This is a genomic window from Clostridium sp. AM34-11AC (assembly GCF_003435375.1).
Lineage (GTDB): Bacteria > Bacillota > Clostridia > Lachnospirales > Lachnospiraceae > Pilosibacter > Pilosibacter fragilis.
In genome coordinates, this window is sequence record NZ_QWGL01000002.1 from 78,126 (window position 1) to 97,819 (window position 19,694).

Genomic DNA, 19,694 nt, shown 5'->3' on the forward strand with positions numbered 1-19,694 from the left:
ACATAAAATCCGCGGCAGATACAATGTATTTTAGAAAAACAAACAAAAACCGGTCGGAGAGGGGGGATCTCCGACCGGAAAAGAGGGTTATACAAATGAGAAACCAATAAACGTTGTAGGGCTCTGTCAACTCCGGAACAGACCTCCGAAGATGGAGAGGAAGATCGGGTTGTAGATATCGTCGATGATAACGGCAAAGGACGGATATAAAACCCATGCGATGGTGTGCCAGCCGTACTGGTCCATGATCGCTTTCTCGTTTGCGACGGCGTTGGAACCGGAACCGCAGCCCCAGCCGATGTTTCCGGCTGTCATGACAGCTGCGCCGTAATCGCGGCCGAAGAGGTTGAAGGATACAAAGATTCCGAAGAGTGCCATGAAGATGCCCTGCGCTACGAGGATGATGCCCATCTGTCCTGCAAGGGGAGCAAGCTTCGTGAAGTCGGTGGTCATAAGTACGAGGGCAAGGTAGAGCTCTAAGAACATGTGTTCAATAGCGTCAACCTCCGGTACATAGAACTTGATTCCGGTTGCTTCCATGACGTTTCTCGCAATGGCACCGGCGAAGAGGCAGCCGATGAATTTCGGCATCTCGATCATCGGGATGTTATCGAGCAGGCAGTAGATCGGCATTCCGAGTGCTGCGAGAAGAAGACACATCGCGAACATCATGATCATTTTCGTGTTGTTAAGCTCCGGAACTCTTCCGGTTGCATGTGCTTCCGGTTTGTCGTTCGGATCAGACTTTAAGCCGTGCTTTGCGATCAGGAAGGCTGCAACCGGACCGCCGATCAGGGAGCCCATGATATTTCCCATGGTACCTGCCGCAACACCAACAACGGTGGCATCCGGCGCGCCCCATTCCTCAAAGATCGGGCCGAACGCAGACGCGGTGCCGACACCGCCGGACATCGCTGCGGAAGAACACTGGAGAGCTAAGAGCGGGTGCATTCCGATGAGCTGGCTCAGTGCGTATCCTAAGAGGTCCTGACAGGTGATCAGAAGACATGCTGCAAATGCGATGAGGATACAGAGCTTTCCGCCTGCGTGCTTTAACATCTTCGCGCTGAAGCCGAAGCCTACGCAGAGGAAGAATAAGTTCTGGCAGAGATCCTTCATGATCGTCGCGTCGAAGGAGATTCCGACGATTCCGGCACCCTTGATGCAGGATACGATGATCGAGAAGATCAGACCGGAAATAACAGGCGCCGGGATCGCGTATTTTCTGAGCGCCTCAGAACGGGCAACGATGGCCCTGCCGAGGAAGATCACGATGGCCGCGAAACCGAGAGTACACAGGTACTCAAACTTGAAAGAGGCGACTGCTCCGTCGGCTGCCGGTTTGTAGGTGCCGAAATAACTGATGATACTTTCCATAAGAGTTCCTCCAATCCTTTTTTAGTAGGTGTGTTCCGATAGACTCCCGAAAATAAAACAGTGAATGGAACTGTTTTATTTCCCCACAGAGGAATCTGCCGGAGGTGTTTGGGAAGGTAAAATCTTTATGAAAAAAGAATAAAATATTTTCAAATAAAATGCAATTTTAATAAGTATTAACCAATAATTGTAACTTAAGTAATAAAAATACAGTAAAAAACTTACAAAAACGGATACAGAGAGAATATAAAGCTATACGGAAAATTAGCGGGAAAGGACTTGACATCTTTGAGCGTCCCGCGCAGCCGGTATCTTTGCGCAAAAAATCCGCCCGGAAGAGTGGGAATCTCTCCGGGCGGATATAAGAGGGGTATGTTTCAAGATCAAAAACTGTATATGGGATACGACTTGCGATCAGCCTTTGAATAAGCCACCAAAGATGGAAAGGAAGATCGGGTTATAGATATCATCGATGATAACAGCGAAGGACGGGTAAAGAACCCATGCGATGTTATGCCATCCGTACTGATCCATAACAGCCTTTTCGTTCGCTACTGCGTTCGGACCGGAACCGCAGCCCCAACCGATGTTGCCGGCTGTCATAACGGCTGCGCCGTAGTCACGGCCAAAGAGGTTGAAGGAAACGAAGATACCGAACAGAGCCATGAGGATCGCCTGTGCTACGAGGATGATACCCATCTGGCCTGCAACCGGGGCAAGCTTCGTGAAGTCGGTGGTCATAAGTACGAGGGCAAGGTAGAGCTCTAAGAACATGTGTTCAATAGCGTCAACCTCCGGAACATAGAACTTGATGTTTGCAGCTTCCATGACGTTTCTTGCGATGGCACCTGCGAAGAGGCAGCCGATGAATTTCGGCATCTCAATCATCGGGATATTGTCGAGTAAGCAGTAAATCGGCATGCCGAGAGCTGCGAGAAGTAAGCACATTGCGAACATCATGATCATCTTTGTGTTGTCAAGCTCCGGTGCCTTGCCGGTTGCCTTTGCTTCCGGCTTATCGTTCGGGTCAGACTTTAAACCGTGCTTTGCGATCAGGAAAGCCGCAACCGGACCACCGATGAGGGAGCCCATAACGTTACCAAGAGTACCTGCCGCAACACCGATCGTTGTAGCATCCTGTGCACCCCAGCCCTCGAAAATCGGACCAAAGGCAGATGCGGTACCAACACCACCGGACATCGCTGAGGAAGAACACTGAAGAGCGAGGAGCGGATTTAAGTTGATCAGGTGAGCGATCGCAACACCGAGAACATCCTGACAGGTGATCAGGAGGCAGGCTGCAAATGCAATCATGACGCAGAGCTTTCCGCCTGCATGTCTTAACATCTTTGCGCTGAAGCCGAAGCCTACGCAGAGGAAGAAGAGGTTCTGACAGAGGTCTTTCATGACCTTTGCGTCAAAACTGATACTGACTGTGCCGGTCATCTTGATCGCGGAAATCAGGAGTGAAAAGATGATACCGGAAACAACCGGAGCAGGAATCGCGTATTTTCTTAATGCCGCGGAATGTGCGACGATTGCGCGTCCGAGGAAGATTACGATTGCTGCAAAGCCGAGAGTACATAAATACTCAAATTTAAAATTTGCGATTGCGCCATCGGCAGCTGGTGTGTAGGTGCCGAAATAGCTGATGATATTTTCCATAAAATATCCTCCTATCCTTTTTTTGCCTTACACATTCCACTCTTCTTTTCCTGTCCCGGGAATCCGGAAACAGCTCACAGATGAAAAGAAAAGCGCTCCATCTGTTTATACCCCGTTTACATTGATGAAAATGTGTAAAAACTTTATAAAAAGAATAAAAGATTTTGTGCATGGTGTCAATTTAAGTAAGTAAGTAACAGGTTTTGTAAATATCGTAACTGCCGCCGGAGGGCAAATCATTTTTGCCCGAATCCATATTTGATCGAAGGGCGGCCGCCGGTCTTGTAATCGATCGTGCTGATGATCTCGCCTGTGTCTACCATATAGTTCATGTATCTGCGGATCGTGATGCGGGAGAGGTGGATCTGCTCGGCGATCTGCTCGCTGGTAAAGAAGCCATTCCGGTTGTTCTGCAGATATTCCCGGATCATGGCGAGGGTTGTCTCGTTTAATCCCTTTGCGAGTGATGGCTTTGCGTCTGCCCTCTGGTCATTCACGGAAAAGAGACGGTCGATATCGTGCTGGCCGAGTCCCCCGTGGCTGTGCTCCAGATACTTTTTTGTCTCGGTAAAACGGTCAAGAGCTGTCTTAAAACGCGTATATTCGAAGGGTTTCACGAGATAGTCGGTGATCCCGCGATTTAACAGGGAGCGGACGATATCCGTATCGTTCGCGGAGGTGACCATAATGACGGACGGTGTGAGACCGGCATTGTGGAGGGCATCGAGAAATTCACCTCCGTTCATGACAGGAGTATAGTAATCGAGAATGATCAGGTCAGTGGGATTCGTCTTCAGGTAGGGGAGCGCCTCCGACCCGTTTTTAAAGATCCGGTCCACCCGGAATTCCGGAGTGACCTCGACATACTGTTTATTGATGGAGGCGACCATCGGATCGTCCTCAATGATGATTACATGGTACATGGTGTATGCTTCCTTTCCGTAAATGTGATGGTAAAGCAGGTGCCCTCTCCCGGTTCTGTCTCGATGGAGATCTCGCCGTTCCCGCTGTCTACAAGCTGTTTGATCAGGAAAAGTCCGGTCCCGCGGTTTGTGCCCTTGGACGAGACGCCCTTTTCATAGATCCTGTCGATCAGATCCGGACGGATCCCGCGCCCGGTGTCCTCACAGGTGATGATATTGCAGCCCGGGTCACAGTAGATCCCGAGTGTGATCTCCCGGATCTCAGGACTGCCGGCGGAAAGTTCCTCAATGGCATTTTCGAGAAGATTTCCGACGATCGTGATATAGTTTTCGACCGGAAGAAGGAGATCCTTTTCCAGACAGCGGCTGTCCGGGGAGACGGTGAGCAGGATGCCGAGCTCCGCGGCATGCATCATTTTTCCGATCACAAGGGCGCAAATCTTTGACACGCGCAGGCAGTCCGCTGTCTGGCGGATCGACTGGCTGGAGACAAGGTTGCTGTTGATAATGAAGTTGATGGCCTCCTCCGTCTGACCGGTCTGGAGGTAGCCCAGGATCACGTGGAGCTTATTTAAAAATTCGTGGTTGAAGGCGCGCAGTGTGTCAAGCATCGCCTTTGCTCCGGTGAGCTCGTCCATGACCGTCTCCATCTCCGTCTGGTCATTGATGATCGTGAGGATCACCGGATGCTCCGTCTGGGTGTCTGCCGGAATCTCACTGACCAGAAGTCTTCGGTTCTCACAGGTGCAGGCACGGTGGTAGGACGGTGTGCCGGACGCGAGGACCCGGTCTGCCTGGGATTCCGGGAAGAAATCCCTGAAAGTGCGTCCTTCCATAAGAGGTTTAGTCTGTTCCTGACCAGAAGTCCCATCGTCCGGGGAGACAGACGGCGGATCCTCCGGTTTTTCAGGCAGGACATGAAAGAGATTTTCTGCCGCCTGATTTGCGTAGACCACGGAACCGGTGGAATCCGTGGCGACAAGACCTTCCTCCAGTGCATTCAGAACGGTATCCTGACGCAGATACAGGTCGAGAAGCTCCGTCGGATGATGTCCCATCAGGGAATCCCGGAGAAGGGAGACGAGTCCGTGAGACAGAAGGATGCTGACGAGCAGCATGACCATCGCTGCCAATAAATAGGTAGGAAAGACCTCGTGGATCTGCTCGGAGATATAAGTGTTGAAGACCGACGCTATAACGAATCCGATGATCGCTCCGTCGCTGTTCCGGATCGAATGGAAAGCCCGCCGCTGGGAACCGTTTGTACCGTAGCCGATGGTGATATAGGGCTGGCTGCCCTTTAAGATCGCCTCCTCCTCACCGTCGACGAAGGTTTCTCCTGTCTCCTTCCGGTTTGTGTGGTAGAACCGCAGCCCGGTCGTGTTATAAATGGCTATGACATTGAGATCGGGAAAATTTTCAGACAGGGAATCCAGCTCTTCATTGGCAGATCCGTCCGGATAACCGTTTTCCAGCATGGAGACAACATTGTCCATGGAGGCGACATAGGCGGCGAGGGCGCTGATGTTTTTATCGATCTCCTGACGCTGACGTGTAATCGTCGAAAAAAGGGTTATACTTAAGGAGAGGAGCAGCAGGCAGACGGACACTGCCATAAAGCTGAAAAACAACTGGCTCTCCAGGGATAGTTTTCGAAATTTCTGCATCATGAAACGTGTCCTCCATAGTGGAATACAGGGTATTGAAATTTTGAGGGTGCTATGTGCCGATGGCACATGTCCAGCACCGACCGGAGCGGAGCGTAGACGCGTGAGTACGTAGAACATCATATTTATGCCTTAGTATAAAAAAAAAAAGAAGGAGTTTCAAGAGGAAAGATGACGAAAAAAAGAGGGATTCCCGGCTTTTGCCGAAAAAAGGAGAAAATCTTCGATTCATATTGGGAAAAGTTTGTAAAAAGGACTTGCTATTTCTGGCAGAATTATGTACAATAAAACCAAGGTTGATTAATATTTAACAATCATAACTGTTTGGCGTTTCAGAGTATCCTTTATGTTCCGTGAAACGTGCGGACATGCTGAATGGTTATGAAACGACCACACATCATTTTCTAGGAGGAAAAGAAAAATGGCAGTTAAAGTTGCGATTAATGGTTTTGGCCGTATTGGCCGTCTTGCATTCAGACAGATGTTTGGCGCAGAGGGATTCGAGATCGTTGCGATCAACGACTTAACTTCTCCGGAGATGCTCGCACACCTTTTAAAATATGATTCCACACAGGGCAGATACGCTCTTGCGGATACAGTATCCTACGGTGAGGATTCTATCACTGTTGATGGCAAAGAGATCAAGATCTACGCGAAAGCAAACGCAGCAGAGCTTCCGTGGGGCGAGATCGGTGTAGACGTTGTTCTTGAGTGCACAGGTTTCTACACATCCAAAGCAAAAGCACAGGCTCATATCGATGCTGGTGCTAAGCACGTTATCATCTCCGCTCCGGCAGGAAATGATCTTCCGACAATCGTTTACAATGTAAACCATGAGACATTAAGCAAAGATGACCACATCATCTCCGCTGCTTCCTGTACAACAAACTGCCTTGCTCCGATGGCAAAGGCATTAAACGATGCTTACCCGATCCAGTCCGGTATCATGTGCACAATTCACGCTTACACAGGTGACCAGATGACACTTGACGGACCGCAGAGAAAGGGCGATAAGAGAAGAAGCCGTGCTGCAGCGATCAACATCGTTCCGAACAGCACAGGTGCTGCAAAGGCAATCGGCCTTGTAATTCCGGAATTAAACGGTAAGCTCATCGGTTCTGCTCAGCGTGTTCCTACACCGACAGGTTCCACAACAATTTTAACAGCTGTTGTTAAGGGCCAGCCGACAAAGGAATCCATCAACGCAGCAATGAAGGCAGCTTCCAACGAGTCCTTCGGCTACAACACAGATGAGATCGTTTCCAGCGATATCGTTGGTATGAGATACGGTTCTCTCTTCGATGCAACACAGACAATGGTTCTCCCGATCGACGAGAACACATCTGAGGTTCAGGTTGTATCCTGGTACGACAACGAGAACTCCTACACAAGCCAGATGGTTCGTACCATCAAGCACTTCGGAAAACTGTTAAATGCTTAATTTCGCGCAGTTATCGAAGAAAATAGACTCAGCAAAGGGTCCGGTCTGATGAGGACCGGACCCTTTTTTCGATTTATAAAAAGGAGGAATTCCAACATGTCTTTAAATAAGAAAACAGTTGATGATATCAACGTAAAGGGAAAGAGAGTGCTGGTCCGCTGCGATTTCAACGTACCGTTAAAGGACGGTAAGATCACAGACGAGACACGTATCAACGCAGCTCTCCCGACAATCCAGAAGCTGATCAACGATGGCGGCAAAGTGATTCTTTGCTCCCACCTTGGAAAAGTAAAAAATGGCCCGAACGAGGGAGAATCCCTGGCTCCGGTTGCAAAGAGCCTTTCTGAGAAACTCGGAAAAGAAGTTGTTTTCGTATCCGATTACAACGTAACCGGCGAAGCTGCAACAAAGGCTGTAAACGCAATGAAAGAGGGAGATGTCGTTCTTCTTCAGAACACCCGTTTCCGCGGAGCTGAGGAGACAAAGAACGGCGAACAGTTCAGCAAAGAGCTGGCTGACCTCGCAGACGACTATGTATGCGACGCATTCGGTTCCTCCCACAGAGCACATGCTTCCGTAGCTGGTGTTACAAAGTTCATCTCCGCAAAGGGCGGTTCCAACGTTGTCGGATACCTGATGGAGAAAGAGATCGCGTTCCTTGGAAATGCGGTTGAAAATCCGGTTCGTCCGTTCGTTGCGATCCTCGGCGGTGCGAAAGTTGCTGATAAGTTAAATGTAATCTCCAACCTCCTTGAGAAGTGTGATACTCTTATCATCGGCGGCGGTATGGCTTACACCTTCTTAAAGGCACAGGGCAAGGAGATCGGTAAGTCCTTAGTTGACGATACAAAGATCGATTACTGCAAAGAGATGATGGATAAGGCAGCAAAGCTTGGCAAGAAGCTTCTTCTTCCGGTTGATACGACGGTTGTTTCTGAGTTCCCGAACCCGATCGATGCTCCGGTCGAGGTTGAGTATGTTTCCGTAGATGCGATCCCGGCTGACAAAGAGGGCGTTGATATCGGACCGGAGACCTGCAAGATCTACGCGGACGCAGTGAAGAACGCGAAGACCGTTGTATGGAACGGACCGATGGGCGTATTCGAGAACCCGACACTTGCTGCTGGTACGATCGCAGTGGCAAAGGCACTCGCTGAGACAGATGCGACAACGATCATCGGCGGTGGTGACTCCGCAGCAGCTGTCAACCAGCTCGGCTTCGGCGACAAGATGAGCCACATCTCCACAGGCGGCGGCGCATCCTTAGAGTTCCTGGAAGGAAAAGAACTCCCGGGCGTTGCAGCAGCTGACGATAAGTAAATGAATGAATGAAACCAGTACACCGTGCGCCGGAACAGGCGTGGAAGGGCGCTGCAAGCTCGCTTGCATAAGCCCTTTCAGGTCTTTTCAGGCACGGTGGGGAGCAAATGTATGCATTTACTTCCCTGGCTGTAAATATTATAGTGTCCGAGATTCCAGATCCGGGACGGCGATCCCGTCCCGGATTTTGTGATATAAAATTGGTATATATGGGGGTAAATAACCATGGCAAGAAAGAAAATCATCGCTGGAAACTGGAAAATGAACATGACGCCGTCCGAGGCTGTCGCACTTGTTGAGACATTAAAGCCGCTCGTTAAGACGGAGGAAGCGGACGTTGTATTCTGCGTACCGGCTATCGACATTATTCCTGTCGTAAAGGCATGCGAGGGAACGAACATCGAGGTTGGCGCGGAGAATATGTATTTCGAGGAGAAAGGCGCATATACAGGCGAGATTTCCCCGAACATGCTGACAGATGCCGGTGTGAAATACGTCATTATCGGACATTCCGAGAGAAGAGAGTACTTTGCAGAGACAGATGAGACCGTCAACAAGAAAGTCTTAAAGGCATTCGAGCATGGTCTGACCCCGATCATCTGCTGCGGTGAGACCCTGACCCAGAGAGAGCAGGGGATCACACTCGACTGGATCCGCAAACAGGTCAAGATCGCATTCCAGAACGTGACAGCAGACCAGGCGAAGACTGCTGTGATCGCTTATGAGCCGATCTGGGCGATCGGAACCGGAAAGACAGCAACGACAGAACAGGCCGAGGAAGTCTGCGGCGCGATCCGTGCGTGCATCGGTGAGATCTACGATGAAGCAACGAAGGAAGCAATCCGCATCCAGTACGGCGGATCTGTAAACGCAGGCAATGCGGCAGAACTGTTCGCACAGCCGGATATCGACGGCGGACTTGTAGGCGGCGCGTCCTTAAAGGCTGATTTCGGAAAGATCGTCAACTACAAATAGTACATGTACATCCTGGCGCTGTGTCATAGAAAATGGGCTGTGACACAGCGCTTTTTTCATAGAAGATTTCAATGGAACTTCCTATGAAAAAAGGCACATTCGCGAGAAGATGAAGATCGTCGCAAGCGACCGCGCGCCCGGTGCGAGAATGTGCCAGGACACATTCTTTTTACATAAGAGAAAATAGTGACAATCTGTCATTTTTTGCCTCCACCCTATTGACTGGAAGGATTTTGGATGTTACGATTATTAGATACGCAAAACGTTAAAATTGCGCAAAAGACAGCAATCTCTTGCGTGAATCCAGGATATAAAGAGGAAATACATATATGAAGAAAATTGGAATCGTAACAGACAGTCACAGCAGCATCAGCCAGGAAGAGGCAAAGAAACTCGGGATCTTTGTTCTGCCGATGCCGTTCTATATCGACGGGGAGTGCTATTATGAGAGTGTGACGCTTTCCAGGGAACTGTTTTTTGAAAAGCTGACATCCGGAGCCGATATTTCGACTTCCCAGCCATCTCCGACCGCTGTGATGGAAATCTGGGACAAAGCACTCGAAGAATATGAAAAGATCCTGTATATGCCGATCAGCAGCGGACTCAGCAGTTCCTACAATACGGCGATGATGCTGGCGCAGGAGGAAAAATATGAAGGACGCGTCCTCGTTGTGGACGACGGACAGGTTGCGGCGCCGCTTCACCAGATGATCCTGGACACACTGGATATGATCGAAAAAGGATATGAAGCGGAACATATCCGCGAACTCCTGGAAAAGGCGGGAGACCGGATGATGATCTATATCGCCCTTCAGACGCTGGAATTCCTGAAAAAAGGCGGTAGAGTAACTCCGGCTGCAGCTGCGCTCGGATCTGTATTTAATATCAAACCGATCTTAAAGCTCCAGACCGGAAAACTGGATTCCTTTAAGAAGTGCCACGGAATGCAGAAGGCCAAAAAGACAGCCATTGAGGCGATGCAGACAGAGATCCGCGAGAATTTCCAGGATGCCTTAAACGATGGCGCTCTGCATCTCTTAGCGTCTTCCAGCGGAACGGATGAGGAGAATGCAGCGTGGGTCGAGGAGATCAAAGAGGCATTCCCGGGTGTTCCGATCCTTTATGATAACCTTTCTCTCGGCGTTTCCTGCCATATCGGACCTGGCGGAATGGGAATTGGTTGTGCGGTGGCACCGGATTATAAGAGAGTATAAGTAAGAAAATATTGGCTGCGAGTAAAAATACCATTGCTGCAGACAATTTTTAATGGATTTTTGTTCGTAACTGTGAGTATATGGAACCGTTACAAAAGAAGTTTGAAATCAGAGTTTCGGTTGTATGAACGTGCATAATAAGGAGGCAATCATTATGGAATACCGCAGATTTGGAAATACGATCGTAGCAAGAATTGATAAGGACGAGGATGTGCTCGAGAAGATGAAGCGCATCGCGATGCTCGAGGACGTAAAACTCGCGAGTGTCAGCGCACTTGGAACTTTTTCATCCATGACGGTCGGCATCTATGACCTCGAAAAACGCCAGTTTATGGGAAATGATTTCGAGGGAATGTTTGAGATCGTTTCCTTTACAGGAACCATCAACACGATGGACGGAAAGTATTACAGCCACATCCACGCGGCGGCAGCCGACGCGAAGGGCAATGTATACGGCGGGCATTTAAGTCATGGCATTATCGGAGCGACCTGCGAGATGGTGATCACGGTGATCGACGGAGTTGTGGATCGCGTAAAAGATGAGGAGACAGGACTCAATATCTTTAACTTTAGGTACTAAAGTGCAGTAAGGTAACTGTTCAGCAGGTCTGCGCATTTACTGCGCTGACCGTAAGAAAACTTAAGCTGGAAGGCAAAAATCCTATCAGCGCATCCGATCTAGAATGGATTTTTGCTTGTAACTGCGAAGGTACTGAATCGTTACATCTTTTTGTGTATTGTGATAAGAGATAAGAAAAGATCGATAAGGAGCAGGCTATGGAACAGATGATTCCGGGATTTCTGGAAGAGATGTTGAAAAAACAGTATGGAGAGGAAGCTTTCGCGAAGATCCTCGCGGGATATCAGGCGAGACGCCCGGTGACACTCCGGGTCAATCCCTTAAAGGCGGACCGGAACACGGTAGAACAGGCACTTACCGGTGCAGGGATCGCGTTTAAAAATGTATCATGGTATGAGGATGCGATGATCATCGAGGACGCAAGGGAGCCGGAGATCCAGGAACTTCCGATCTATAAGGAAGGCGGAATCTATCTCCAGAGCCTTTCCTCCATGCTACCGCCGCTGTTTCTCGGCCCGAAGGCGGGAGAGTCTGTCCTCGATATGGCTGCCGCCCCGGGCGGAAAGACGACCCAGATGGCGGCGATGACGGGAAATCAGGCGCAGATCACGGCCTGCGAGAAGAATAAGGCGCGGTCGGAAAAGTTAAAATACAATCTGGAAAAGCAGGGGGCATCCGGAACCTACGTGATGGTGGAGGACGCAAGAAAGCTTGACGATTTCTTTTCCTTCGACCGGATCCTCTTAGACGCGCCCTGCAGCGGAAGCGGAACCGTAGAAGTGCGGGACGGTGTCTGCCGGACAAAAATCTCAAAGGAACTTGTGGAAAGATCCGCGAGAACCCAGGAAGAACTGTTAAAAAAAGCGCTGAAGCTCTTAAAATCCGGACATGAGATGGTCTACTCCACCTGCTCAATCTTAAAAGAGGAGAATGAAGGTCTCTTAAAGCGCGTGTTAAAGAGTTCAGGCGGAGAACTTGTGCCGATCGGGGAAGAGTGGACGAAGGAACTTCCGTTACTTCCGAATGCGATGCCGGGGACGCTCCTTGTGGGACCGAATGACCTCTTTGAGGGATTCTTTGTGGCGAAGATCAGAAAAAAATAGAGGCTCAGAGGAGAGCTTCTATTTTTTTGCAAAAAACGCTTTAAGTTTTTATGCCGCCCTGTGGTTCTCAACCTCGATCCGTTTCAGCTCAGGCAAGACCGTGATCAGCATCGTGAGAATGCAGGCGGTTCCGCCGATGACATTGGAAACCGGCTCGGCGAGGAATACGCCGTCGGTTCCCATATGCATGGCGTAGGGGAGAAAGTAGGTCAGCGGTACAACGATGAATACCTTGCGGAGCAGGGAGAAGAAGATCGCAAAGACCTTCTTGTTCAGGGATTTAAATACCGCCTGACCGATGTACTGGAGGTCCATAAAGATAAAAGCTGCAAAATACATGTTCAGCGCCGGAACTGCATCCTGGATTAGCGCCGTGTCCGAGCTGAAAATACGGATCAGCGTTTCCGGGATGAGAATGATCATGCTCCACATGACGGCCGTGTAACCGAAAACGAGGAGACTCATGATCAGAATGGATTTCCGCACACGTCCCGGTCTGCGGGCACCGTAGTTGTAGCTCAGGATCGGGGAAGTTCCCTCTACCATGGCGTGGATCGGTGTCTCAACAAGCTGGCGCACACTGGAGATGATGGTCATGACGGAGATATAGATATCACCGCCGGTGACGGAAAGAATATTGTTGCAGCAGATCGTCACGAGACTGTTTGTGAGCTGCATGATAAATCCGGCAGCGCCGAGGCTGAGGATATTTTTCGCGTGCCCGGTACATTCCGGGATCTCATTCTTATGAAGGAACCGCAGCTTCAACTCGGATTTTTTCGTGAGGAAAAACACGACGAAGGCGGCGGACAGGCACTGGGAGATCACGGTGGCGATAGCCGCGCCGCGGACACCGAGTCCGAGGGCAAAAATAAAGAGCGGATCAAGTACCAGATTCGTTCCGGCACCGATCGCGACGGATAACATGCCGATGCTGGAGTAGCCCTGGGCGTTGATAAACGGGTTCATTCCGACCGCGATCATCGACGGCAGGGTTCCGATCAGATAGAGCATCATATACGGATAGGCGTAAACGATGGCCTCAGCGGAAGCGCCGAAGAGGATCAGGATCGGGCGGGCGAAGAGAAAGCCGACCGTCATCAGGATCATAGCGCAGACACAGAGCATCGTAAAAGAAGTGTTCATAATACACCTTGCTGTGTCAGGGTCCTTCTTCCCGCGGAAGATCGAGAAGAGCGGCGCACCGCCGGTTCCAAAGAGATTGCTGAAGGCTGTGATGATGACAATGATCGGAAAACATAAGCCGACCGCGCCGAGAGCGGCTGTTCCGATTTCAGGGATCCGCGCGATGTAGATGCGGTCCACGATATTATATAGAAGGTTTAAGATCTGGGCAACCAGCATGGGGAGCGCGGCTCCGAGTATATTGCCCGTTATGGTTCCGTTTTCAAAATCAATACGTTTCATATGCATGATAGATTTCCTGTAACGATTTGATCCTTTCTAAATTTTTTCTTGCATTTCAAGTATAGCATCCCCTATAATATATGTAAATTATTGTTTTTGTATAGAAATATAATAAATATTATATAATATAAGAAGATTCTTTACATTCAGACTATGATGTTTACGATCCGGGATCCAGATCCCACAATTCGCACTGTTGCGGGAGTGGAGGTCCGCAGATCGCCGGTCAGAAGGAGAGACTATGGAGATCAGACAGTTAGAATACTTCCGGGCCATCGTTGACGCCGGAACCATCAGTGGGGCGGCGAGGGAGCTTCATATGACACAGCCGCCGTTAAGCTACCAGATGAAAATGCTGGAGGAGGAACTTCAGGTGCCGCTTTTTATCCGCGGTATGAAGCATATCACACTGACGGAGGCGGGAAAAACGCTCTACGAACAGGCGGGAAAGATCCTGATGCTCTCGGAGGTAACGAAGCGGGAGGTCATAAAATCGAGTCAGGCGGCGACGATCCATATCGGAATGACTCCGTCCACCGTGTCCATGATGTCCCATTACCTGATGCGTTTTGCAAAAAGTCATCCCAATATTCATTTTGATATCCACGAGGGATCCACATTCACTATGAGGGATCAGCTTGAGAACCGGATCCTCGACCTCACGACCCTGCGCACGCCAATTACGTTAAGGGGCTGTGAGACGAAAACTCTGGCCGAGGAACGCCTTCTCGCCATGGCAGTTCCGGAGTTCCCTCTTTTAAAAGGACGCGCATCGCTGCATCTGCAGGAGCTCTCGGAACAGCCCCTGATCCTGTCCCACCGGTTTCAGAAATATATCGCCTCGAAGTTTGAGGAGGCGGGACTTGTCTGCGATATCTACCTTGCCTGTGAAGATGCAAGGACCGCGATCACGATGGCGGAACGGGGAATGGGGATCGCGATCCTGCCGACTTCGATGCTGGAACTTTCTGATAAGCTGAAAGCATGTGAGGTCAGTGATGCTGATTTTACAACAGAGGTTCTTCTCGCCTGGAGAAAAAGTCGGATTTCGTCGGAAATACAGGAATTTCTGGAATTTTGGAATTGAGAAATGTATTCGTGGAATGCATGAATCTTGCAAAATAATCTTGTAAGTAGCTTCTATAGGCAGATTATACGAGCAATTTTCTGAAATATGTGCCATAATGAGAAATAATGAAAAGCTTCATATTATAAAACATGTCAGATACAGAGAGTCTGACAGAACAGGAGAGGAATCGTTCATGAAGTATGATCTGGAACATTATGGGCAATATTTAGCAGAATGCGAGAAAAGTAAAAATACGATCGAAAAGTATCTGAGAGATGTGCGGACTTTCCTGATATTTTCAGGAGAACGAGAGCTGAGCAAGGAGATCATCTTGGAGTATAAAAAACTCCTCATAGAAGAATATCGGACTTCCAGCGTAAATTCCATGCTGATCGCGGTGAATGGATATCTGAGCTGGATCGGCCGGGACGATCTCCGGGTGCGCGTGTGCAGAATGCAGAGACTGATCTTTCGAGAGGAGGAGCGGGAACTGACGCGCGAAGAGTGCCAGAGGCTTCTTATGACCGCGAACCGGGAGAATCGCGGGCGTCTGTTCTGCATCCTTCAGACCATCGCGGGAACGGGGATGCGGATCGGGGAATTAAAATATCTGACAGCGGAGACTCTGGAGGAGCGAAAGATACGGATCGATTTTAAAGGAAAAGTGCGGATTATCCTGATTCCAAGGTCACTTCTGATCATCCTGAAGGACTACTGCCGAAAGCACAAGATCAAGGAAGGAAGTATTTTCCGCTCAAGGAACGGAAGATAACTTTAGAAAGCATAAAAGTATACAGATTTCATGTAAGAACGATGCATACTCTTTTAAGACAAGCCGTTCATGACATAATACACATTATGTCATGAACGGCTTTTTTGAATGAAAAAATGTATGATCGGAGAACGATACGGAAGTCTTGTGGTAATTGAAAAAGTGAAGATTCCGGGAAAACTGAAAACCTATTGGCGGTGCCGGTGTGACTGCGGGAATACATGCACCTTGGAAGATTCTCACCTGAAAAACGGACATACGAAGAGCTGTGGATGCAGAAGACGGATCCGACTCCAGGAAAAACGCCTCGATCCCACCGGATAGCGGTACGGCAGGCTTGTCGTTCTGGGACCGGCAGCGGGAACGGCAGAAAAAATGTGATGGCGCAGTGGAGCAAAGCGGATCGTCCGAAGGGGATCGCGCGGATCGTCCGGTCATCGCGGAGTATACAGAAGAGAAAACAACCGATGGAGAGCATCCATTGGCTTTCAGGGAAAGTCCTACAATCTTGGCAGCTTCGCAACCTATGAGGAGGCAGTTCAGGCGCGGCTGGACGCGGAAAAGCGGTTATATGATCCATTTTTAGCGAAATATCGCGAAGAAAATTCCTGAGGACGCAGGGGGATCACAATACTGATAAAAACACTTCCAACCGCAGGAATACCGGGCAGCTTTGCTGCATAGAATGCAGTTTAGGGAGTGATTTTTATAAATTTTTAAGGAGCAAGGGGGAAAGGAGGAGCTTTGTGAGCATACAGAGGCAGAAGAATCCTGTGTGCAGCAATTGAAATATTGACTCACAGTAACTGTTCGACAGAGATACAGTTACGATCCACGATTCAAAGAAGGAGGAAAAGAGAGATGAAGAAGCGCGGAATGAAAAAACGTGTTATGGCAGCACTCATGACGGCCTGTATGGTCGTTGGGTCTGTGCCGGGAGTGTCGTTGGCGGATGTGTCGGGTGAACCATCTGGTACGCTGACACCGGCTGCAAAGAAACATAACTTTGATGGAACAGCGTCAACAGAAGCAGCCCCGGATATTGAGCTTAACAAGACAGCTGCATATAACGGAACATTTACTGAGAACGGTCAGACAGAACTTACAAAGACCTTTGAGGTTGGAACGAAACTCACGCTTGCGGATATTCCTGCATCCAAGGGTAAGAGCAGCAGTTACAGCGATCAGACCTGGGATAAATTCCCGGTTGGATATATTGTAGGAAAAGATGGAACGACCTTCACGATCACCTACAAGTGGAGATCAAGCGGCAGTGGCAGTGATTATGACTATAGCACCTCCACAAGAGGCAAAGCCACAAACGCAGCTGGTAAGTCCGGACGTTGGATCTTAGAGGGCGGCGAGTTCACGGAGGATAACGGGACAACACAAGAGGACACATGTACACCGGCTGGCATGAGATCGACGGCAAGTGGTATTACTTCAACACAGCATCCGACAAGGGAACACTTGGCGCAATACTTGCGAACACCACAACACCGGATGGATATCAGGTAGATGCAAATGGAGCATGGATCCGGTAATTCCGGCAGGAAACCTTCATGGCTCACCGGGCGCGGGATCCTCATAGCAGTCATGTTTCTTTTGGGACTGGGAATTTTTCTGTACCCGCATATCTGTGACTGGTACTATCAGTATCAGTTCAACAAGGCGATCGCGGCGTATGACCGGTTTCAGGGGATCGACTGCGAAGGAATGATCCAGGCGGCCAGAGAGTACAATGAAAGACTTGCAAAGAAAGAGGAACAGTTTCTGGTTCCCGCAGAGGAACGGGAGGAGCTTGACCACCTTCTAGATCCATGGGAAACAGGGATGATGGGATATGTGGACATTCCGAAGATCGGGGTCCACGTTCCCATTTACCACGGAACGGAAGAGCGGGCGCTTCAGTCGGGCGCCGGTTTCTGGTATGGGACAAGCCTGCCGGTGGGCGGTGAAAATACCCATTGTGTGCTGGCCGCCCATAACGGTCTTGTGAAGGCGAAACTGTTCACTGACCTGGACAAACTAGAAGTGGGAGATCGGTTCACTCTGGATGTCTTAAACGAGACATTCACGTATGAGGTGGATCAGATCCTCGTAACACTTCCGGAAGAGACGGAAGAACTTTATGTCCAGAACGGAAAAGACCTTGTGACGCTTTATACCTGTACTCCGTATGGGGTAAATACCCACAGGCTCCTTGTCCGCGGACACCGGGTAACAGAACCGGAAGAATGATGGAAAAAATGCGCCGGTTCACAAAAAGTGAAAACGGAGCTTTTTTCGACATAAATTGACATGGAGGGAATCGAAAATGAAAAAGAAAATGAACAAGGTTTTAGTAGTCTGCACAGCGGCAGCAGCGATGACAGCATTTTCAGGAACCGCTTTTGGGGCAACTCTCGATCTGGAGTCAAAGACAGCGGTTGCTGACGCGAAGGATGGAGCCGGGGATATCCAGGAGGCCATAAATCAGATCTCGGGGAACGGAAATAAAGATGGGTGGACCATCAAAATAAAGTCTGGTACATATGACCGATTTACAATTCCGGCAGATTTTAAGAACATCACGGTTGAGGGAGAGAAAAACAGCGTTATTCAGGTGATGAATGCGTCAGTGGCAGACAACCTTTCAGATGCTGGCGGAATTAACGCGTTTGGCAGTAATATTACTTTAAAAGGACTTACAATTGATGCTGGAAATGTACCGGCTGAAGAGGGAAAGTTTACAGCAGCGGTTTCCAATCACAATGGCGCAGTAGGTGGAACTGGCTTTTCTCTTCATGTTGAAAACTGTACGATCAAGGGAACAGATTCACAATTTGCGGATGGTATTTTATTTGACAGTCCGGGATTTGATGTGAAAAATTGTAAAATTTCAGGTTTTAAGCAGGCAGTTGAATTCTTTGGAGATAATTTTGTAGTTCCGGAATCTGGAAATATGGTCAGTGGGAATACGTTCCGTGACTGTAGCTTTGCTATTCATGGATATTTTGGCGGCGGCTCGGATGGCGGAGTGCTGAGTTTTAAGAATAATAAGGTAACCGGTACGGATGATCTGCGCGCCAAAGTAGTGATTCAGGATCAGAGTAATACAGGGGCTGTTCGCGCGGATATCTCTGGAAACACATTTGTGAATGCACTTGTGGGACTTGTGAATCTGAGAGAAAACGGGAAAACGATCTCACCAGTATTGACCTCCAATGAGATGGGCGCAAACAGTTTTTATGTTGAGGCGGTGGAGCCGGGAACCATTGAATTTTATGCGACATATCATGCGCCGGAGAACAGCGAAGGCTGCTGGAGAGTGACAGGAATTGAAGATTTTGGCATTGATGCCGGATTAAATCCGGATGGATCCAAAGCAAAGATCGAGGAGTTGGTGGATGCAGCGAATGAAAGTGGATCCAGAACGTTGAGCATTACGGGAATTGATGAAAACAATCTGATCAAAACGTTCACTTATTTTAAAGATGGAATTTACTGGGACAGCGATAAGGAAAGTAAACCGTCGGTGGACAAAAAAGCGGATGGTCAGGACCGTATCGAGGCAGCAAGGCCAGGAGATGTTATTTCTTTTACACTGGAATCCAATCTGCCGCAGTCACTGTCAGCGCAGGTAAAAAGACGTACTCCAAATGACGACAGACCAGATGATGACAGACCATATATTATAGAAAAGCAGTCTTATCAGCTGATATTCCATGATAAGATGAGCAGTAATCTTTCTCTTAATCAGGCTACATTGAAAGTCGAAATCATGAATAATGGAAAGCTTGTGGAACTGCCGGAGAAATATTACATGGTGCGTACAGATCTTGAAGGTGAGACTTTCCGGGTAACAGTAGGACTTGTGGCAGCGTTTAATGATGGTCAGATCTCGTATGATCAGCTGAAGAATGCGGCACAGATCGTCGTATCTTATGACGCAACGGTAAAAGACAGTGTTATCAATGGAGACAAGGTGGAGAACCGTGCATGGGTCAACGACAGCGAAGAGGATATCGTTGACGGCCCGGTCATCGATCCAGATGTTCCGTCCACCGGTGGAGTTGGAACAAAAGCCTTCACAGCAGCAGGAATCGCCCTGATGGGAGTTGCAGCAGGTGCTGTGATCGTGACAGGTAAGAAAAAGAAAGAAGAACAGTAATTCAGAC

At 49.1% G+C, this 19,694-nt stretch carries 17 protein-coding genes; 12 read left to right on the plus strand and 5 right to left on the minus strand.

Features of this window, described 5'->3' with window-relative positions; genetic code table 11:
- Positions 1 to 126: 126 nt before the first annotated feature.
- From DW826_RS03500 to DW826_RS03515, 4 genes are all read right to left on the minus strand, one after another.
- Positions 127 to 1,377 carry a sodium/glutamate symporter gene (locus DW826_RS03500; protein WP_117552039.1) on the minus strand — a complete coding sequence of 417 codons (1,251 nt, stop codon included), beginning with the start codon at positions 1,375 to 1,377 and terminating at the stop codon, positions 127 to 129.
- Positions 1,378 to 1,791: 414 nt separating this feature from the next.
- Positions 1,792 to 3,042: a sodium/glutamate symporter gene (locus DW826_RS03505; RefSeq protein WP_021905281.1), complete on the minus strand. Its 1,251-nt coding sequence runs from the start codon at positions 3,040 to 3,042 to the stop codon at positions 1,792 to 1,794.
- A 236-nt stretch (positions 3,043 to 3,278) separates the two neighbouring features.
- Complete coding sequence (locus DW826_RS03510) at positions 3,279 to 3,965, minus strand: response regulator (RefSeq protein WP_015554974.1); 687 nt, start codon at positions 3,963 to 3,965, stop codon at positions 3,279 to 3,281.
- On the minus strand, positions 3,953 to 5,635 hold the full coding sequence (locus DW826_RS03515; RefSeq protein ID WP_117552040.1) for an ATP-binding protein: 1,683 nt from the start codon (positions 5,633 to 5,635) through the stop codon (positions 3,953 to 3,955). The genes DW826_RS03510 and DW826_RS03515 overlap by 13 nt, the downstream gene beginning before the upstream one ends.
- A 418-nt stretch (positions 5,636 to 6,053) precedes the next feature.
- Between DW826_RS03515 and gap the strand changes: the two genes are divergently transcribed.
- The 6 genes from gap to DW826_RS03545 all read left to right on the plus strand — a co-directional run bounded on the left by gap (position 6,054) and on the right by DW826_RS03545 (position 12,265).
- On the plus strand, positions 6,054 to 7,073 hold the full coding sequence (gene gap / locus DW826_RS03520) for a type I glyceraldehyde-3-phosphate dehydrogenase (protein ID WP_117552041.1): 1,020 nt from the start codon (positions 6,054 to 6,056) through the stop codon (positions 7,071 to 7,073).
- Between the two features lie 96 nt (positions 7,074 to 7,169).
- On the plus strand, positions 7,170 to 8,393 hold the full coding sequence (locus DW826_RS03525) for a phosphoglycerate kinase (RefSeq protein WP_015554971.1): 1,224 nt from the start codon (positions 7,170 to 7,172) through the stop codon (positions 8,391 to 8,393).
- 225 nt (positions 8,394 to 8,618) lie between these two features.
- Positions 8,619 to 9,368: a triose-phosphate isomerase gene (gene tpiA, locus DW826_RS03530; RefSeq protein ID WP_015554970.1), complete on the plus strand. Its 750-nt coding sequence runs from the start codon at positions 8,619 to 8,621 to the stop codon at positions 9,366 to 9,368.
- A 329-nt stretch (positions 9,369 to 9,697) separates the two neighbouring features.
- Complete coding sequence (locus tag DW826_RS03535; RefSeq protein WP_015554969.1) at positions 9,698 to 10,582, plus strand: DegV family protein; 885 nt, start codon at positions 9,698 to 9,700, stop codon at positions 10,580 to 10,582.
- Between the two features lie 154 nt (positions 10,583 to 10,736).
- Positions 10,737 to 11,162, plus strand: coding sequence for a PPC domain-containing DNA-binding protein (locus DW826_RS03540; protein ID WP_117552042.1), 426 nt, complete (start codon positions 10,737 to 10,739; stop codon positions 11,160 to 11,162).
- Between the two features lie 197 nt (positions 11,163 to 11,359).
- On the plus strand, positions 11,360 to 12,265 hold the full coding sequence (locus DW826_RS03545) for an RsmB/NOP family class I SAM-dependent RNA methyltransferase (RefSeq protein ID WP_117552043.1): 906 nt from the start codon (positions 11,360 to 11,362) through the stop codon (positions 12,263 to 12,265).
- A 48-nt stretch (positions 12,266 to 12,313) separates the two neighbouring features.
- On the opposite strand, the gene DW826_RS03550 is transcribed toward DW826_RS03545, so the two are convergent.
- Complete coding sequence (locus DW826_RS03550) at positions 12,314 to 13,693, minus strand: MATE family efflux transporter (RefSeq protein WP_117552076.1); 1,380 nt, start codon at positions 13,691 to 13,693, stop codon at positions 12,314 to 12,316.
- A 241-nt stretch (positions 13,694 to 13,934) separates the two neighbouring features.
- Here DW826_RS03550 and DW826_RS03555 point away from each other — a divergent pair, with 241 nt between their 5' ends.
- The 6 genes from DW826_RS03555 (at position 13,935) to DW826_RS03585 (ending at position 19,687) form a co-directional block, all read left to right on the plus strand.
- Entirely contained in the window at positions 13,935 to 14,780 is an 846-nt protein-coding gene (locus tag DW826_RS03555; RefSeq protein WP_117552044.1) for a LysR family transcriptional regulator, read from the plus strand.
- 175 nt (positions 14,781 to 14,955) lie between these two features.
- Positions 14,956 to 15,534 carry a site-specific integrase gene (locus tag DW826_RS03560; RefSeq protein WP_181967979.1) on the plus strand — a complete coding sequence of 193 codons (579 nt, stop codon included), beginning with the start codon at positions 14,956 to 14,958 and terminating at the stop codon, positions 15,532 to 15,534.
- A 120-nt stretch (positions 15,535 to 15,654) separates the two neighbouring features.
- Positions 15,655 to 15,858, plus strand: a complete 204-nt coding sequence (locus DW826_RS03565) for a hypothetical protein (RefSeq protein ID WP_117552046.1) — start codon at positions 15,655 to 15,657, stop codon at positions 15,856 to 15,858.
- Positions 15,859 to 16,934: 1,076 nt separating this feature from the next.
- A complete protein-coding gene (locus DW826_RS03575) occupies positions 16,935 to 17,078 on the plus strand; it encodes a hypothetical protein (RefSeq protein WP_117470627.1) in 144 nt (47 codons plus the stop codon).
- Positions 17,059 to 17,775 carry a class C sortase gene (locus DW826_RS03580; RefSeq protein ID WP_015554961.1) on the plus strand — a complete coding sequence of 239 codons (717 nt, stop codon included), beginning with the start codon at positions 17,059 to 17,061 and terminating at the stop codon, positions 17,773 to 17,775. The genes DW826_RS03575 and DW826_RS03580 overlap by 20 nt, the downstream gene beginning before the upstream one ends.
- A 76-nt stretch (positions 17,776 to 17,851) precedes the next feature.
- Positions 17,852 to 19,687 carry an isopeptide-forming domain-containing fimbrial protein gene (locus DW826_RS03585; protein WP_117552047.1) on the plus strand — a complete coding sequence of 612 codons (1,836 nt, stop codon included), beginning with the start codon at positions 17,852 to 17,854 and terminating at the stop codon, positions 19,685 to 19,687.
- The last annotated feature ends 7 nt before the right edge of the window (positions 19,688 to 19,694 follow it).

Coding starts and splice junctions, on each gene's coding strand:
- DW826_RS03585 (WP_117552047.1), top strand. CDS start 17,852: ATGAAAAAGAAAATGAACAAGGTTTTAGTAGTCTGCACAGCGGCAGCA.
- DW826_RS03555 (WP_117552044.1), top strand. CDS start 13,935: ATGGAGATCAGACAGTTAGAATACTTCCGGGCCATCGTTGACGCCGGA.
- DW826_RS03505 (WP_021905281.1), bottom strand. CDS start 3,042: ATGGAAAATATCATCAGCTATTTCGGCACCTACACACCAGCTGCCGAT.
- DW826_RS03545 (WP_117552043.1), top strand. CDS start 11,360: ATGGAACAGATGATTCCGGGATTTCTGGAAGAGATGTTGAAAAAACAG.
- DW826_RS03580 (WP_015554961.1), top strand. CDS start 17,059: ATGGAGCATGGATCCGGTAATTCCGGCAGGAAACCTTCATGGCTCACC.
- DW826_RS03550 (WP_117552076.1), bottom strand. CDS start 13,693: ATGAAACGTATTGATTTTGAAAACGGAACCATAACGGGCAATATACTC.
- DW826_RS03510 (WP_015554974.1), bottom strand. CDS start 3,965: ATGTACCATGTAATCATCATTGAGGACGATCCGATGGTCGCCTCCATC.
- gap (WP_117552041.1), top strand. CDS start 6,054: ATGGCAGTTAAAGTTGCGATTAATGGTTTTGGCCGTATTGGCCGTCTT.
- tpiA (WP_015554970.1), top strand. CDS start 8,619: ATGGCAAGAAAGAAAATCATCGCTGGAAACTGGAAAATGAACATGACG.
- DW826_RS03575 (WP_117470627.1), top strand. CDS start 16,935: ATGTACACCGGCTGGCATGAGATCGACGGCAAGTGGTATTACTTCAAC.
- DW826_RS03525 (WP_015554971.1), top strand. CDS start 7,170: ATGTCTTTAAATAAGAAAACAGTTGATGATATCAACGTAAAGGGAAAG.
- DW826_RS03565 (WP_117552046.1), top strand. CDS start 15,655: ATGATCGGAGAACGATACGGAAGTCTTGTGGTAATTGAAAAAGTGAAG.
- DW826_RS03560 (WP_181967979.1), top strand. CDS start 14,956: ATGAAGTATGATCTGGAACATTATGGGCAATATTTAGCAGAATGCGAG.
- DW826_RS03515 (WP_117552040.1), bottom strand. CDS start 5,635: ATGATGCAGAAATTTCGAAAACTATCCCTGGAGAGCCAGTTGTTTTTC.
- DW826_RS03535 (WP_015554969.1), top strand. CDS start 9,698: ATGAAGAAAATTGGAATCGTAACAGACAGTCACAGCAGCATCAGCCAG.
- DW826_RS03500 (WP_117552039.1), bottom strand. CDS start 1,377: ATGGAAAGTATCATCAGTTATTTCGGCACCTACAAACCGGCAGCCGAC.
- DW826_RS03540 (WP_117552042.1), top strand. CDS start 10,737: ATGGAATACCGCAGATTTGGAAATACGATCGTAGCAAGAATTGATAAG.